14 protein-coding genes are annotated in these 17,023 nt (G+C 44.2%); 4 read left to right on the top strand and 10 right to left on the bottom strand.

Annotation, left to right across the window (positions count from 1 at the left end; translation table 11 throughout):
- Positions 1-52 precede the first annotated feature (52 nt).
- The 7 genes from acpP to yceD all read right to left on the bottom strand — a co-directional run bounded on the left by acpP (position 53) and on the right by yceD (position 4,981).
- The gene (gene acpP / locus AACQ75_RS12035) at positions 53-286 is read right to left on the bottom strand and encodes an acyl carrier protein (protein ID WP_014204679.1); all 234 of its coding nucleotides are present in this window, start codon (positions 284-286) and stop codon (positions 53-55) included.
- Positions 287-520: 234 nt separating this feature from the next.
- Positions 521-1,255, bottom strand: a complete 735-nt coding sequence (fabG, locus tag AACQ75_RS12030) for a 3-oxoacyl-ACP reductase FabG (RefSeq protein ID WP_026027249.1) — start codon at positions 1,253-1,255, stop codon at positions 521-523.
- A 19-nt stretch (positions 1,256-1,274) separates the two neighbouring features.
- Positions 1,275-2,198, bottom strand: coding sequence for an ACP S-malonyltransferase (fabD, locus tag AACQ75_RS12025; RefSeq protein ID WP_170888709.1), 924 nt, complete (start codon positions 2,196-2,198; stop codon positions 1,275-1,277).
- Between the two features lie 63 nt (positions 2,199-2,261).
- On the bottom strand, positions 2,262-3,212 hold the full coding sequence (locus AACQ75_RS12020; protein WP_010319117.1) for a beta-ketoacyl-ACP synthase III: 951 nt from the start codon (positions 3,210-3,212) through the stop codon (positions 2,262-2,264).
- A gap of 5 nt (positions 3,213-3,217) precedes the next feature.
- The gene (gene plsX, locus AACQ75_RS12015) at positions 3,218-4,243 is read right to left on the bottom strand and encodes a phosphate acyltransferase PlsX (RefSeq protein WP_017042562.1); all 1,026 of its coding nucleotides are present in this window, start codon (positions 4,241-4,243) and stop codon (positions 3,218-3,220) included.
- 9 nt (positions 4,244-4,252) lie between these two features.
- A complete protein-coding gene (gene rpmF, locus AACQ75_RS12010) occupies positions 4,253-4,423 on the bottom strand; it encodes a 50S ribosomal protein L32 (RefSeq protein WP_010319119.1) in 171 nt (56 codons plus the stop codon).
- A gap of 33 nt (positions 4,424-4,456) precedes the next feature.
- Entirely contained in the window at positions 4,457-4,981 is a 525-nt protein-coding gene (gene yceD / locus AACQ75_RS12005) for a 23S rRNA accumulation protein YceD (RefSeq protein WP_010319120.1), read from the bottom strand.
- Positions 4,982-5,127: 146 nt separating this feature from the next.
- On the opposite strand from yceD, the gene AACQ75_RS12000 reads away from it, so the two are divergent.
- Entirely contained in the window at positions 5,128-5,712 is a 585-nt protein-coding gene (locus tag AACQ75_RS12000; protein ID WP_017048545.1) for a Maf family protein, read from the top strand.
- 106 nt (positions 5,713-5,818) lie between these two features.
- On the opposite strand, the gene rluC is transcribed toward AACQ75_RS12000, so the two are convergent.
- Positions 5,819-6,766 carry a 23S rRNA pseudouridine(955/2504/2580) synthase RluC gene (rluC, locus tag AACQ75_RS11995; RefSeq protein ID WP_029189776.1) on the bottom strand — a complete coding sequence of 316 codons (948 nt, stop codon included), beginning with the start codon at positions 6,764-6,766 and terminating at the stop codon, positions 5,819-5,821.
- Between the two features lie 615 nt (positions 6,767-7,381).
- Between rluC and rne the strand changes: the two genes are divergently transcribed.
- A complete protein-coding gene (gene rne / locus AACQ75_RS11990; protein WP_170888708.1) occupies positions 7,382-10,468 on the top strand; it encodes a ribonuclease E in 3,087 nt (1,028 codons plus the stop codon).
- 122 nt (positions 10,469-10,590) lie between these two features.
- Positions 10,591-11,466: a DMT family transporter gene (locus AACQ75_RS11985; protein ID WP_094147847.1), complete on the top strand. Its 876-nt coding sequence runs from the start codon at positions 10,591-10,593 to the stop codon at positions 11,464-11,466.
- 123 nt (positions 11,467-11,589) lie between these two features.
- Here the strand turns inward: AACQ75_RS11985 and adhE are convergent, their stop codons facing one another.
- Positions 11,590-14,262, bottom strand: a complete 2,673-nt coding sequence (gene adhE, locus AACQ75_RS11980) for a bifunctional acetaldehyde-CoA/alcohol dehydrogenase (RefSeq protein WP_013856398.1) — start codon at positions 14,260-14,262, stop codon at positions 11,590-11,592.
- A 629-nt stretch (positions 14,263-14,891) separates the two neighbouring features.
- Here adhE and AACQ75_RS11975 point away from each other — a divergent pair.
- Positions 14,892-15,530: a YchE family NAAT transporter gene (locus AACQ75_RS11975; protein ID WP_010318853.1), complete on the top strand. Its 639-nt coding sequence runs from the start codon at positions 14,892-14,894 to the stop codon at positions 15,528-15,530.
- Between the two features lie 113 nt (positions 15,531-15,643).
- Here AACQ75_RS11975 and asd read toward each other — a convergent pair whose 3' ends face one another.
- Complete coding sequence (asd, locus tag AACQ75_RS11970; protein ID WP_026028273.1) at positions 15,644-16,774, bottom strand: aspartate-semialdehyde dehydrogenase; 1,131 nt, start codon at positions 16,772-16,774, stop codon at positions 15,644-15,646.
- Between the last annotated feature and the right edge of the window lie 249 nt (positions 16,775-17,023).

Here is a 17,023-nt window from a genome sequence, read left to right as displayed (position 1 = left end):
ATAGAAGAGTTAGAAAAACTCAGGCGGCCAGAGGGCCGCCTGGGGAGAGATATTACTGAGCGCTGTTTACGTAGTCGATTGCAGCTTGAACAGTAGTGATCTTCTCAGCTTCTTCATCTGGAATTTCAGTATCGAATTCTTCTTCTAGAGCCATTACTAGCTCAACTGTATCTAGAGAATCAGCACCTAGATCTTCTACGAAAGAAGCTTCATTCTTTACTTCTGCTTCGTCTACACCTAGCTGTTCAACAATGATTTTCTTTACGCGTTCTTCGATGTTGCTCATGTTTTCTTTTCCTTTACAGATTTCGCCTAATGCGATGGTTCCGTAGTTTATTCTAACTAGGGAAAGTTGCAAGTGGGTCATTGCTGGTCAAACCACAATTTTACCGATTTTAACCGAAATTAAGACCATTTTTGACTTAAATCATGCACAAATGTTGCGCATATAGTTAGCAAGTTTTACACGTTGTTGACAATAGCAAAGCCTTTATTTCATCAATAACGTTCAAAAACCAACTTATACCATGTACATCCCGCCATTTACGTGCAAAGTTTCACCCGTAATGTAGGCAGCCTCTGGAGAAGCTAAAAATACCACTGCCGACGCAATTTCGCGTGGGTCGCCTAAGCGGCCAGCTGGCACTTGGGCTAGTGTAGCAGTACGTTGGTCATCATTCAGCGCTTTTGTCATATCTGTTTCGATAAAACCTGGCGCAACTGTGTTAACCGTCACACCACGAGATGCAACTTCACGAGCCATAGACTTAGTAAAGCCAATTACGCCCGCTTTTGCCGCTGCGTAGTTGGTTTGACCAGCGTTACCCATAGTACCGACAACAGAGCCCACATTGATGATGCGACCATTGCGCTTTTTCATCATGCCACGTAGCACCGCTTTCGATAAGCGGAAGATAGACGTTAAATTGGTATCAATAATATCTGACCATTCATCATCTTTCATGCGCATTAAGAGATTATCACGAGTAATCCCGGCATTATTCACAAGAATATCGATCACGCCAAACTCGTCATTGATGGTTTTCAGCGTCGCTGCGATAGATTCCACATCCGTCACGTTCAGCGCTAGGCCTTTACCATTATTACCAAGATATTCACTGATTGCCGCTGCACCGCTTTCGCTAGTAGCCGTGCCGATCACTGTTGCACCGCGTTCAACTAATAATTCAGCGATCGCTCGGCCAATACCACGGCTTGCGCCAGTCACGAGAGCAATTTTGCCTTCTAGGTTCATCATCTATTCTTTCCTTTGATTACTTAACGGCATCAAGTGAAGCAATGTCATTCACTACTGCTGATTCAAGCGATTTAATAATGCGCTTAGTCAGGCCTGTCAAAACTTTGCCTGGGCCAACTTCAAGCAGCTTTTCTATGCCTTGCTCATTCATCAACTGCACACATTCTGTCCAACGAACAGGGCTGTATAGTTGACGAACTAACGCATCTTTAATTTTGGCCGGATCAATTTCTGCTATTACATCCACATTGTTGATAACCGGAATTTGTGGTGCATTAAATTCAATCGATTGTAATGCAACCGCTAACTTGTCTGCTGCTGGCTTCATTAAAGCACAGTGAGAAGGAACAGAAACTGGCAATGGCAGCGCGCGCTTTGCTCCGGCCTCTTTGCATAACTGACCTGCACGTTCAACCGCATCTTTGTTGCCTGCGATGACAACTTGGCCTGGCGAGTTAAAGTTAACTGGTGAAACCACTTCACCTTGAGCAGCTTCTTCACACGCTTTTGCTATCAGCTCATCATCAAGACCGATAATAGCCGACATCGCACCTACACCTTCCGGAACGGCTTCTTGCATTAACTGACCACGCAGCTCTACTAATTTGGTGGCTTGCTTAAAGTCAACTACACCAGCACACACCAGTGCGGAATACTCACCCAAGCTATGGCCAGCAAACAAGGCTGGCTGCTCTAAACCTAGGCTTTGCCATAGCCGCCAAAGGGCAACAGAAGAAGCGAGTAATGCCGGTTGAGTACGAGAGGTTTGATTAAGATCTTCTACTGGGCCATTTTGTACCAATGCCCATAAATCATAACCCAGCACTTCAGAAGCTTCGGCAAATGTCTGTTGAATGACATCATACTGCTGACCAAGTTCTGCAAGCATACCAACTGATTGCGAGCCTTGACCTGGAAATACGATAGCAAACTTGCTCATTGTTTGTTTCCTTAAGTAAAAACAAGAGGTTGAACCAACCCCTTAAAATAAAAATCTATCCGCTTAAAACTTAACGAGTGCCGAGCCCCAAGTAAAACCACCACCGAAGGCTTCAAGCAATAACGTTTGACCACGTTGAATTCGACCATCTCGCACGGCTTCATCGAGCGCGGTTGGGACGGTAGCAGCAGACGTATTACCATGGCGATCAAGCGTTATGACAACTTGGTCAAGTGACATCGATAGTTTTTTCGCGGTCGCGGAAATAATGCGATAGTTAGCTTGATGAGGCACTAACCAATCTAATTCTGATTTGTGCATGTTATTGGCAGCAAGCGTATCTTTAACAAGCTTAGAGAGTTGCGTCACTGCCACTTTAAAGACTTCATTACCCGCCATATAGAGCCATTTATCAGCATCACCACCACGCTCTGGAACAGGTAAACTCAAGAGCTCACCAAACTCACCATCAGAATAGATATGAGTCGACAAAATCCCTGGCTCTTCACTTGCACCAATAATGACGGCGCCTGCGCCATCACCAAATAAAATGATCGTCGAACGGTCCGTTGGATCGCAAGTTTTAGACAAGGCATCAGCACCAATGACAAGAATGTTTTTACACATACCCGATTTAATGTGTTGATCTGCAATCGATAATCCATAGACAAAACCCGAACAGGCCGCCGCTAAATCAAAAGCAGGACATCCTTTGATGCCAAGCTTGCCTTGTACCTGACATGCTGCCGAAGGAAATGCATGGCTACTGCTGGTTGTGGCAACAATAATCAGATCAATATCGTTTTTATCAATGCCGGCCATTTGAATGGCATTTTGCGCTGCATAGAAAGCCATATCCGCAACGGTTTCATTCTCCGCGCAAATACGGCGCTCACGAATACCCGTACGGGCAATAATCCACTCATCGCTTGTCTCTACCATTTTCTCTAAATCTGCGTTGGTACGCACCTGAGATGGCAAGTAGCTGCCAGTACCTAAAATTTTGCTATACATGAAGACTAATAATGCCTCTCGAGTAAAACCGCTTCCAAACGATCGCTTATACGGCTGGGGACTTGTCGTTTGACCTCGTGTACCGCTTCGGAAATCGCATTCACGACGGCGAGTACATCAGCACTTCCATGACTTTTTATGACAATGCCGCGCAATCCTAACAAACTTGCGCCGTTATACTGGTCGGGGTTCAATGTTTTTAGTTCAGTAAATAATGAAGAAAACAGTTTTCGTGCAATCCAACCCTTTATGGATGAGCCCAAAAGTTGGCTTTTTAACTTATCAATAAAGAGTTGTGCTGTGCCTTCACATGCTTTCAGGCAAACATTACCGACGAAACCATCGCAAACAATCACATCAGCGACATCATCCAACAACTGATTACCTTCGATATAGCCGATATAGTTGACGGCCTGAGTTTGATTCAACATTTCAGCGCAACGCTTCACTAAATCATTCCCTTTAATCTCTTCCGCACCAATATTAAGGATGGCAACTTTTGCAGAGCGGCCTAAATGCTGTTCGGCTAGCGCACTCCCCATGACAGCAAATTGAAACAGAGAATCTGCATCACTTGATACGTTCGCACCCAAATCCAGCATCCAAGTGCGTTGACCTGAAGCCGTCGGCAACGCTGAAACTAATGCCGGACGATCAATGCCGGGCAGCAATTTCAGACGAAAACGAGATAACGCCATGAGCGCACCTGTATTACCACCACTGACACAAGCATCAGCACGGCTATCAGAAACTAGGTCAATTGCGATGCCCATTGAACTTCCAGCACTATTGCGTAAGGCCAGAGAAGGTTTTTCGGAGTTAGAAATAACGCGGTCACTGTGCAAAATACTCAAGCGAGTATTAAGTTCATAACCTAATTGAGATAATTGATGTGTGATCAACACTTGATCACCAACGAGGATCACTTTGAGCTCTGGGAAATGCGACAGTGCCTGCACGGCGGCAGGCACTGTTACGCGAGGACCGAAATCCCCGCCCATTGCATCAAGTGCAACGGTTAAATATTGCAAAGGTCAACCTTACTTGCTGATAACCTTTTTGCCACGGTAATAACCGTCAGCAGTCATGTTGTGACGTAGGTGAGTTTCACCTGAAGTCGCATCTACAGATAGTGCAGATGTAGTTAGCGCATCATGTGAACGACGCATGCCACGACGTGCGCGTGATTTTTTGCTCTTTTGTACGGCCATTGACCCTACTCCTTTGTCTTAACCTATAACGAATTATCGTTTTAAGTTTTTTAAAACATCAAATGGATTCGGCTTTTCTTCCGCTAGTTCTTCTGGAAGTTCACCAAATACTAAATTGTCTGAATTAACGCTACATTCCGCTCTATCGTGCATTGCTACTTGTGGCAAATTAATGATGAACTCGTCTTCAACTAATTGTACAAGGTCGATCTCACCGTACTCATTCGGATCTACCAAATCGTACTCTTCCGGTGCGTCTTCATCCGTTTTACTCCCCAAGTAAGGAGTATACTTGAACTGGACTTCGCACTCATGTGCGAAAACCTTGTTACAGCGTTGACACTCTAAATCGACAGAGATGTTAGCTTTACCAGAGATAACAACTAGTCGCTGTTCATCAAGCCCAAATGACAATGAGACTTGTGCGTCGCGTTTAACGCCTGCGACTGATTCTTCTAAACGCTTAAAAAGACTGAGTTGGATGATACCATCACAATCAAGTCGTTTTTGAGCTGCTTTAGCCGGATCAATCGATCGCGGTATTTTTACCTTTTGCATAGGGCGCGAATATTATCTTCCAAATCGGTTTTAGTCAAAGAAAAAGGCAAAAAAGTTCGTTTTTTCCCCTTTCCACTGAGAGAATTATGTACAGCATGTCTGATTGATATATGCTGCGGTAAAATTCGCAGCAATTCTAAATCAAAATGCAAAATTACCAACTAGTTTTAGCATCTACTTCGCCGTTTCGGCAGCAATTACTTAAAAAGCTGGATTTACCTTTTGTTACCTGCTCGCCTAATTGCGACGAAACTCCGTTATCTGGTGAGTCCGCACAAGATTTGGTGACTCGTTTAGCGGAAACGAAAGCAAGATCTTGCCATCCAAACCAACCCAGTTTAGTCATCGGTTCTGATCAAGTTTGCGTGATTGACGGTGAGATTATTGGCAAACCTCATACTCAAGAACAAGCCATTAAGCAGTTACTCAAACAAAGTGGAAAAGCCATCACTTTTTATACTGGGCTTGCGGTTTACAACTCAGTCTCTGGTCAATGCATGGTCACCGTAGAACCCTTCACGGTTCATTTTCGCTCTTTATCTAGCGAGATGGTGACGGCTTACGTGGCAAAAGAACAGCCACTACAGTGCGCAGGCAGCTTTATGTGTGAGGGCCTAGGCATTGCACTTTTTGAACGTTTAGAAGGTGATGACCCTAATAGTTTGGTTGGGTTACCATTAATTAAGCTAGTCTCAATGCTTGAGTCTCAAGGCATTACCGTTTTAGGATAATGATTAACAGTGAGCGCCTTGATCTGCGCTCACTTTTATACCATGACTTCGACCATTACTTTATGTTTCTACTATGTTGCTACTCGTTAGCGAATGAAAGCTGGCCTTAAGCGTTTCTCAATTTGACTAATGCTTGCTCTAGTTGAGTATCGAGTGGTGCATTAATGTCCATTAACGCCTCTGTCGAAGGGTGAATAAAACGAATATTGGCCGCGTGTAAGAATAATCGGTCAATGCCAAACTGTGCGGTATATGCGTCAAAACGGCGGTCACCATAACGATCATCCCACGCAATCGGGTGCCCTGTATACTGAGTATGAACGCGGATCTGATGAGTACGGCCAGTGATCGGACTGGCTTGCACCAAAGTTGCTTGTGCAAACTGTTCAAGGATCTTAAAGCGCGTTTCCGATGCTTTACCGTTTGGATTGACTCGCACAATGCTGTTCACTTCATTTTTCAATAGTGGCGCATTCACGACTTTACAGCTGCTTTTCCATTGCCCCATAACTAAAGCAAAGTAATATTTTTGAATCGTTTTTTCTCTAAACTGGGCTTGGAGATGGCGCAGTGCGGAGCGCTTTTTAGCCACTAATAAAATGCCCGACGTATCGCGATCGATACGGTGCACCAATTCCAAAAAGCGAGCTTCTGGGCGCAATGCCCGCAGCGCTTCAATTGCGCCAAATTTCAAACCACTCCCACCATGAACAGCCGTACCGGAAGGTTTATTCAGAATAAGTAAGTGCTCATCCTCAAAAATAATGCAGTGTTCTAGCTCGGCGACTTTACTCAATTTGGTATTGGGTGTGTTGCTCTCTTGATCCGACTGTTCGAGAGTCACTGGTGGTATTCTCACCACATCACCAGCCGATAACTTATATTCTGCTTTGATGCGTTTTTTATTTACACGAACCTCTCCTTTGCGCAGGATTCGGTAAACCATACTTTTGGGAACGTTTTTTAATTGGTTACGCAAAAAATTGTCAATGCGTTGACCAGCCATATCTTCATCGATATCGATGAGCTGGACTTGGGTTCTAATTTCACTCATGGGCGCCATTGTACCACTGTAAATTGTTTAAATTCACATTTTCTTCGCCACAAAAAAGAATATTTTCATCTGCTGTTTAATGGCAAATTGGCGAGAATTACACCAATTGAAATGTGACTGTGGATAAAATTAAATATTACCCATTACAATTCTTACTTTAACAACTAAAACTCTTTGATAAACATTAAATTAGCCATCTAACTTTTAGACCTATTCTCATTTTTTTGACCTGTTCATAACAAAGCAGATTGCTGTGTTTACCTGTCACTGCTATAGTTCACAGCTGCAATGAATGATTCGGTGATTTTTTATTCTTTACCGTCCATTTTTGAGCAAAATAGTGAGTAGACTGCTAAGCGTCAATGTGCTGCACATGGCGTAAGACACTATTGAGCGAAGCTATCTTGTTGCTCTACTCATCGTCATTTCATGTTGAGTATTTTCCGCCAATACGCGGATCGCAGGCAATCGTGTGCGTGCGATAACTGAAGTGCCCTAGAGCATCCCCTCCAGCCGGGAGGCTGCACCTTTTAGTCATGGGATCTGGCACCGTGAAAACGAAACCCAGCAACAAGTCCAATAATCAAAACTAAAGAAAGATAACGAGATTTTTAAATGAAAAGAATGCTAATTAACGCAACTCAAAAAGAAGAGTTGCGTGTCGCGCTGGTTGATGGCCAACGACTTTTTGATCTAGACATCGAAAGTCCAGGGCATGAATCTAAAAAGGCGAACATCTATAAAGGACGTATCACCCGTGTTGAACCGAGTTTAGAAGCTGCATTTGTTGATTACGGCGCTGAACGTCACGGTTTCCTTCCTCTCAAAGAAATTGCCCGCGAATATTTCCCTGATGGCTACACTTACCAAGGCCGTCCAAACATCAAAGAAGCGCTTAAAGAAGGCCAAGAAGTTATTGTCCAAGTTGAAAAGGAAGAGCGAGGCAGCAAAGGCGCTGCGTTGACCACATTCATTTCCCTTGCTGGCAGCTACCTAGTTCTTATGCCAAACAACCCTCGTGCCGGTGGTATTTCACGCCGTATCGAAGGCGATGAGCGTACCGAATTAAAAACCGCATTGAGCAGTTTAGAGCTTCCTCAAGGCATGGGCCTTATCGTTCGCACTGCAGGTGTGGGTAAAAGTGCGGAAGAGCTAGAGTGGGACTTAAACGTTTTGCTCAATCACTGGAGCGCAATCAAACAGGCTTCTGATTTGCGTCCTGCACCGCTACTTATTCACCAAGAGAGCAACGTCATTGTACGCGCAATTCGTGATTATCTGCGTCGTGACATTGGTGAAATTCTAATTGATAGCAACACTATTTATGAACGTGCCCTTGAGCACATTCGTTTGGTGCGTCCTGACTTCGTGAGTCGTGTAAAAAAATACGACGGTGAAGTACCCCTATTTAGTCATTACCAAATTGAAAGCCAAATCGAATCGGCTTTCCAGCGTGAAGTGCGTTTGCCTTCTGGTGGCTCTATTGTTATCGACCCAACCGAAGCATTGACCTCAATTGATATCAACTCTGCTCGTGCAACAAAAGGCGGCGATATTGAAGAGACTGCGCTTAACACCAACTTAGAAGCAGCCGATGAAATTGCTCGCCAATTACGTCTGCGCGATTTGGGCGGATTAGTGGTTATCGATTTCATCGATATGACTCCTGTTCGTCACCAACGTGAAGTAGAAAACCGTTTACGCGATGCTGTACGCCTAGATCGTGCTCGCGTACAAATTGGCCGAATTTCACGTTTTGGCTTGTTAGAAATGTCGCGTCAGCGCTTGAGCCCATCACTTGCCGAAGCAAGTCACCATATCTGCCCACGCTGTTCTGGTACCGGAGTGGTTCGTGATAATGAATCTCTTGCGCTCTCTGTTTTACGTCTCATTGAAGAAGAAGCACTAAAAGATAATACCGCTCAAGTTATGGCGGTGGTTCCCGTTCCTATTGCATCTTATCTACTCAATGAAAAACGTCGCTCAATCAATCATATTGAACGTATTCAAGAAGTCGAGATTACCATTGTCCCTAACTCTGAAATGGAAACGCCTCATTTTGAAGTGATCCGTGTCCGTGAAGGGGAAGAGCAAGAAATACTCTCTTACTTAGTGCCAATGAAACTAGAAGCACTGAAAGAAGCAGAAGGTAAAGAAAGCTCAGATATCGATTTCAAACCAAAACGCATTGAAGAACCAGCGTTGAAAGGGTTTGCTGCTCCAGCACAAACTATTCCAGCTCCAGCACCTAAAGCAGAAGTAGCGGTTCCAGTCAAAGAGATCGCTGTTGAACCAGGCAAACCAGGTCTATTTGGCCGCATCGTTAAAGCTCTTGGTAGCATCTTCTCAACCACCACGGAAGAGGTGAAAACTGAGGAAGAGCAACAAAAACAAGAAAACGAACGTAGCCAAGCACCACGCCAGCGTCGTGATCGAAATGACCAACGTCGTCGTAACGGACGCGGTGAAAATGTTAATCGCGACAACGCAAACCGTGACAGAAACAAACGTAAACCTGTCAATACCTCTGCTCTTGTTGAAGAAACACAAGACAAAGAAATTGTTGCTACCAACGAGCCTCGTAAGACACAAGCTCGCAAGCCAAAACAAGAGCGCCGCAACAAGCGTGATGACAGCAAATCTGAAAAGTTAGCGGAGCAAGGGCTACAACTTGCGGCTGAAGCGCAAGCCGTTACCTTGACAGCGAATGAAGATAAAACGGAAGAGAAAACGGCAAAAGTCAAAGAACGCCGTCAACGCCGTAAGTTAAACAAACAAGTTCGCGTAAAAGATCAGACAATCGCTCAAGAACAACCAGAAGCTGAAATGTTGATCAATACAACCCCGGCAGCAGAGGTTATTGAAGCCGTAAAAGCTGAAACAGCACAATCTGTTGAGACATCGGTTGTTACACAAAATGACGACAATGAGAATGACGATCAAAATCAACGTCGCAATCGCCGCTCCCCTCGTCATTTACGAGCCAGTGGTCAACGTCGACGCCGTGGTCGTGATCGTCGCCCTAACCCATTCCGTTTACGCAAAGGTGGGGTTGCCTCTCCTGAGATGGCAATGGGTAAAGTGATGCCTCGTTATGACCTCTCTAAACCAGTGTATCAAGCACCGGTAACAGAGCAAGTCGCAGCGGTTGAACCTGTTCAACAAGTGGCAGATGTCGTAGATAACAATACCGAGATAACGTTAGGTGGTTTTGCTTTCCCTGAAATGGCAATGGGTAAGGTCATTATTCGCCACGAAGAGAACCTGAGCGTCGTTGAAGAACCTGTTACAGTCTCTTTGCAGGACGCTATTGAACCTCAAGTACCATCGGCAGTGGTAACAGAATCGGTTTCAGTCACAGAGTCGGTCACTGTAGAAGCCGTTATTTCGGAGCCAGTGATCGCAGAAGTTGTTATTGAAAAGACTACCGCTATTGAGCTCGTTGTCGAAGAAAAAGCCACGACAGAGAAAGTACCAGCATTGAAGGTTGAAGCAGTAACTAAGGCACCTGAAGCCGTATTACCTAAAACAATCAAAGCGCATGCATTCTCTCCGATGACCAAAGCCTCTGGCTCTTTGTTGCTCAAAGAGATTGAAATCGTATCAGCACCTTTCCATGCTGAACGAATTGCAACTCGTGCAGCAGGCAGCCAGTCAGCGCAAAGTCAAGCTGGTGCGGCAATGACTAAACCACAGTATTAATCTCTGAACCGAGTTTAAATACCATTAAAGGGCTGCGAATGCAGCCCTTTTTATATTCCGCTTGCCCAATATCTCTGCATCTCATAGCATGGCCTCTTTCTTGTCACTCAAAATGGACTTCTATGACTTGGATCTTATTCACCCTTCTGGCCGCGTTCATGCAATCTTGGCGCAATGCATTCCAAAGTCGCTTAGCAACTGAGGTCAGTACTACTGGTGTTACCCTTGCCCGCTTTCTTTGGGCTGGCCCTATCGCGGCTCTCTATCTCATCACTTTGTATCATTTCATACCCGCGAAATTACCTACATTGTCATTGACCTTTATCGCTTTCATTATCGGCGCGTCATTGATGCAAATCGTCGCGACTGCGCTCATGGTTAAGCTTTTTAAATTAAATAACTATGCCGTAGGTGCTGGGCTAGCCAAAAGCGAAGCCTTAGTTGCCGCTATTTTAGGAATGATTTTTTTTGGGACTCATTTGACAGGCTTGGGCTGGATTGGCGTCATCGTTGGTGGCATTGGTGTATTTTTGATGAGCACGCACGGCAATATTAAGCAGCTTTCAATGCCAACTGTTTTACTGGGATTAAGTTGTGGTAGTGCCTTTGCACTCACTTCATTGTGGGTACGTGAAGCCAGCTTAGCACTTGGCTTACCCTTTCCACACAGTGCTGCTTGGGTATTATTGTTGGTCATTTCACTGCAGACTTTATTACTGCTAATTTACCTAATGGTGACCGACAACAACTCATTAAAACAATTATGGGTAAGACCTAAGCTAACGCTATTAACCAGCACAAGTAGCTGTCTTGGTTCTATTGGTTGGTTCAGTGCAATGTCTCTTCAAACCGTACCTTATGTAAAAACTTTAGGCCAAATTGAGATCTTTTTTACGATGTTAATTTCTATTTTTTGGCTAAAACAATCGGTGAAAATTAAAGATGGGCTGGGGCTTGTTCTAGTCGCAATTGCCGCTATCTTAGTCATGTGGGGATAGATACCCATCCACGCTTTGATGATGAAGTTACTCGATACAAAAAAAGCCTCACCAGACGGTGAGGCTTTATCTTTTCCCGGTAGAGATTGTTTCGTGCTAGCGAAAATCTCTCAATAACTCAGCTTACTTTTTCTTTGCTGGTTTTTGGTCATCTTTCTTCTTGATAACGGTAGTGCCTTCGAAAGTTTCACCTTCAACAAACGCTGTACCATAGTAAGCCGCAAGAAGTACTTCTTTTAGCTCAGAAATCAGTGGGTAGCGTGGGTTTGCACCAGTACATTGGTCATCAAACGCTTCAACTGATAGCACGTCAACTTTTGCGAGGAAATCCGCTTCATTCACGCCAGCCGCTTGGATAGATAGCGGGATGTCGAGATCTTTCTTCAGCTCTTCCAACCAAGTCAGTAGACGTTCAATCTTCTGAGCAGTACGGTCGCCCGCTTGGCTCAAGCCTAAGTGGTCAGCCACTTCAGCGTAACGACGGCGTGCTTGTGGACGGTCGTATTGAGAGAACGCAGTTTGTTTGGTTGGGTTATCATTCGCGTTATAGCGCACAACGTTAGAGATAAGCAATGCGTTAGCAAGGCCGTGCGGGATGTGGAACTCAGCACCGATCTTGTGCGCCATAGAGTGACATACACCTAAGAACGCGTTAGCAAAAGCAATACCTGCGATAGTCGCTGCATTGTGCACTTTTTCACGAGCAATTGGGTCTGCTGCGCCATTTTTGTAGCTTGATGGTAGGTACTCTTTCAGCATCTTAAGTGCTTGTAGAGCTTGACCATCAGAGTATTCGTTCGCAAGAACAGATACATAGGCTTCAAGAGCGTGAGTCACAGCATCGTAACCACCAAATGCCGTTAGAGACTTAGGCATATTCATCACAAGGTTCGCATCAACGATAGCCATGTTAGGTGTTAGCTCATAATCCGCTAGTGGGTATTTAGCACCTGTTTTGTCGTCTGTTACAACGGCAAATGGTGTGACTTCTGAACCTGTACCTGAAGTAGTCGTGATACAAACCAATTCTGCTTTTTGACCCATTTTAGGGAACTTGTAGATACGTTTACGGATATCCATAAAGCGCATTGCAAGCTCTTCAAAGTGAGTTTCTGGGTGCTCATACATAACCCACATGATCTTCGCCGCATCCATTGGTGAACCACCACCAAGTGCTAGAATCACGTCTGGTTGGAAACTCTTCATTGCTTCAGCGCCTTTCTCCACGACAGATAGAGTTGGATCAGCTTCTACATCAAAGAATGTTTGAACTTCCATACCGTTTGACTTCAGCAGAGTCACTACGTCGTCTGCATAACCGTTGTTGAATAGGAAACGGTCAGTAACTAGGAATGCGCGTTTTTTGCCTTCAAGATCGCTCATAGCGATTGGAAGGCTACCACGACGGAAGTAAATTGACTTAGGTAGTTTATGCCACAACATGTTTTCAGCTCGCTTCGCAACAGTTTTCTTGTTGATTAGGTGCTTAGGACCTACGTTCTCAGAAATCGAGTTACCACCCCAAGAACCACAACCTAGCGTTAGAGATGGTGCAACGTTAAAGTTGTAAAGGTCACCGATACCACCATGAGTGGTTGGGATGTTTACAAGAATACGCGCCGTCTTCATTTTGTCACCAAAGTAACGGATACGGTCTGCATTAACGTCTTGGTTAGTGTATAGACCAGAAGTGTGGCCGATACCGCCGATTTCTACCATTCTTACTGCTTGTTCTACCGCGTTCTCGAAAGAAGTCGCGCGGAACATGCCAAGTGTTGGAGAAAGTTTTTCATGTGCGAATTCATCGTCATAAGAAACTTCGCCAATACCTTCACCGACAAGGATTTTAGTATCTGCTGGAACTTTAACGCCCGCCATTTCAGCGATGGCTGTTGCTGGTTGGCCTACGATTTTCGCGTTTAGTGCGCCATCGATAAGCAGTACCTTACGTACTTTGTCTGCGTCTGCTTTACTTAAAACATGCGCTTTATGGCTCGCAAAACGTTCTTTTACTTCGTCATACACTTCGTCCATAACGATAACCGCTTGCTCAGAAGCACATACCACACCGTTATCGAATGTTTTAGACATAAGAACAGAAGCAACTGCACGTTTGATGTCTGCCGTTTCGTCGATTACAACTGGAACGTTACCTGCACCTACACCGATTGCTGGTTTACCTGACGAGTAAGCCGCTTTCACCATGCCAGGACCACCTGTTGCAAGGATAAGTGCAATACCTTCGTGCTTCATTAGCGCGTTAGATAGCTCAACTGAAGGTTGATCAATCCAGCCGATGATATCTTTTGGCGCGCCAGCTGCAACTGCGGCATCTAACACGAGTTTAGCTGCATCGTTAGTTGAATTTTTCGCACGTGGGTGTGGCGAGAAGATGATACCGTTACGAGTCTTCAAAGAGATGAGAGATTTGAAGATTGCAGTAGAAGTAGGGTTAGTGGTTGGAACGATACCGCAGATGATGCCTACAGGCTCAGCGATAGTCATCGTGCCTAGGTTTTTATCTTCTTCAAGAATACCACACGTTTTTTCGTCTTTGTATTTGTTGTAGATGAACTCAGACGCAAAGTGGTTCTTGATTACTTTATCCTCAACAATACCCATGCCTGATTCCGCTACCGCTTGTTGCGCTAGAGGGATACGAGCTTGGTTAGCTGCTAATGATGCTGCGCGGAAAATTTTATCTACTTGCTCTTGAGAGTAAGTAGAGAATTCTGCTTGAGCCGCTTTAACGCGCGCTACTAGAGCATCAAGTTCAGCTAAATTAGTTACAGGCATAATGGATCTCCTAAAAATAGAAAAATGTTAAAAACTCTTTATTAAGTTTGCAGCTTTGTGTTTTTGTTTTTTCTCAACAGCTTAAACAATGACAGACTTAGTAAATTGCTTTCAGGACTGAGTATAATATTTCAGAGTGTGAAAAAAATTGACTCAGATCAGTTCTCAAAAACTAATTACCCAATTAGGGGTAACCACCCTACAAAATCGCCTACAAGACACTGAAAACAAACAAAAAACATATAGATAATTAAATGAATAAAAAACATTTGCTTAAACAACGAAAACTATAAAAACTACAACAATCTGTAAAAAAGTTTCATTTTTGAGCGATAGATGAATGAACACACCTCATTTTACGTGCTACTGAGAGTATATCGACTCTCACTTTTACCACCAGCTAGGAGCACTAATTTTATTAAAAATGTGCAGATGTTAACAGTTGAGCAAAAAACAACACCACTCACATACATTAGAAAAACAATTGTAAAACGTTTTCTTCATTGAATTAGTTTTTCTCAGCAATAAAACCCCAATCGCTTTAGTTTTTTTCATTCGTGCTATCCTTTGCTTTCGCTTACATTAGCCACGTAATATTTCATCGAAATGATCCATTAGAGATAAATGCCATGCAAACCTTTGAGTTAGCCATTTTCCTGCAGTTTTTCTTAGGCCTTGTAGCCGCTGTGAACCCCGTGGGGATTATGCCAATATTTGTCTCTCTCACTGGGCATATGACGCAAGAAGAGAAACACAAAACGGCGGCTACAGCGAATATTGCTGTGGCAATAATTTTGATTACCGCACTGCTTGCTGGGCAGATGTTACTGGATATGTTTAGTATCTCTTTAGATTCGTTTCGAGTAGCTGGTGGCCTATTGCTGCTGAGCATCGCGTTTTCGATGATGAGCGGTAAATTGGGTGAAGATAAACAAAACAAACAAGAGAAATCTGAATACATTAGCCGTGAACAAATTGGGGTTGTGCCACTCGCCATGCCTTTAATGGCAGGACCGGGTGCCATCAGTTCAACCATAGTGTATGGCTCTCGCTACCCAAGCATGTTCGATACCGTGGGCATTATAATCACTGTGGTGTTATTTAGTTTAAGCTCTTGGCTGCTGTTTCGCTCAGCCCCCTATATTGTCCGCTTCTTAGGTCAAACGGGTATCAACGTGATTACGCGGATCATGGGTTTAATACTAGGCGCACTCGGTATTGAGTTTATTGCCAATGGGCTCAGAAATTTATTTCCTGGCCTTGCATAACCGCGTTAACATCATCACTGTTACTACAGATAAAAAGCATAAAAAAAGGGGCGCTTTGCATAAAGCGCCCCTTTTGTATTTTTACTCAGGTAGTTTTAAACCGAGATCCATCTTTACTGTTTTTCAGCCAGAATGATCCGCAAAGTACGGCGAAGCGGCTCAGCAGCTCCCCACAATAATTGGTCACCCACCGTAAACGCATTTAAGAAATCATCACCCATAGACATTTTACGCAAACGTCCTACGGGAACTGACAAGGTGCCAGTGACTTTGGCAGGGCTCAATTCACGTGCGGTAATATCGCGCTCGTTTGGAATAACTTTCACCCAATCATTGTGCGTAGCGATCATCTCTTCGATTTCATCAAGCGGAACATTTTTCTTCAGCTTGATGGTTAATGCTTGTGAGTGGCAGCGCATTGCGCCAATACGAACACAGGTTCCATCAATCGGAATCGGTGACGATTGAAGCCCCAGAATTTTATTAGCTTCAACGCCCGCTTTCCACTCTTCTTTGCTTTGACCATTGTCGCGTTTGACGTCAATCCAAGGGATTAATGAACCCGCTAGTGGTGCACCAAACTGCTCGGTAGGAAAAGAAGGTGATCGCATGGTTTCAGCCACTTTTCTGTCAATATCAAGAATTGAGCTCGATGGATTAGCCAATTCAGAGCTCACCGCATCGTTAATTACTCCCATTTGCGAGATCAACTCGCGCATATTTTGAGCGCCAGCACCCGAAGCTGCTTGGTAGGTCATTGCGCTCATCCACTCGACCAAACCTTTCTCATAAAGGCCGCCTAATGCCATAAGCATTAAACTGACTGTGCAGTTACCGCCCACAAAGGTATTGGTTCCTGAATGGATGCCGTGCTGAATTTGTGTCAAGTTGACCGGATCTAAAGTGATGATTGATTGTTTATCCATCCGTAAAGTAGATGCGGCATCAATCCAGTAACCTTTCCAACCCGCTTGACGCAGCGCTGGGTACACTTTTTCAGTGTAGCTACCACCTTGACAGGTGATGATGGCATCTAATTGTTTGAGGCTATCAATATCGTAAGCATCTTGCAGTAACCCTGTATGATGATTGCCTTTCTTAGAAGGCACCGTTGGGGCAGGAATACCAATTTGAGATGTGCTAAAGAAAACCGGTTCGATCAAGTCAAAGTCATTTTCTTCAACCATACGCTGCATCAGTACAGAACCGACCATACCACGCCAACCCACTAAACCTACTCTCATCGCGCTCACTCTCCATGTATCTAAAATGAAAATTTATTGCTTCATCTATAAGTGGTTCAGCATAAAATCTCAAGACTTTCTTAGTAAAAGTGGTAACTTTTTCTTTCTGCGTAGCCAGTTTTGTAAAAAACACATTTAAGCCTAAAAATCACTCAACCGCACTATGATTCAGCATTCAATAATCAACGAAACGCTAAATAATCACGTTCTTGTTACACAAAAAGCCCACACTACAAAACATTTATAACC

Origin of the sequence: Vibrio sp. B1-2, from assembly GCF_963888445.1 — a bacterium.
Classification (GTDB): domain Bacteria; phylum Pseudomonadota; class Gammaproteobacteria; order Enterobacterales; family Vibrionaceae; genus Vibrio; species Vibrio anguillarum.
Note: the sequence above shows the minus strand (reverse complement) of the source record. Positions and strands in the feature narration are given on the sequence as shown.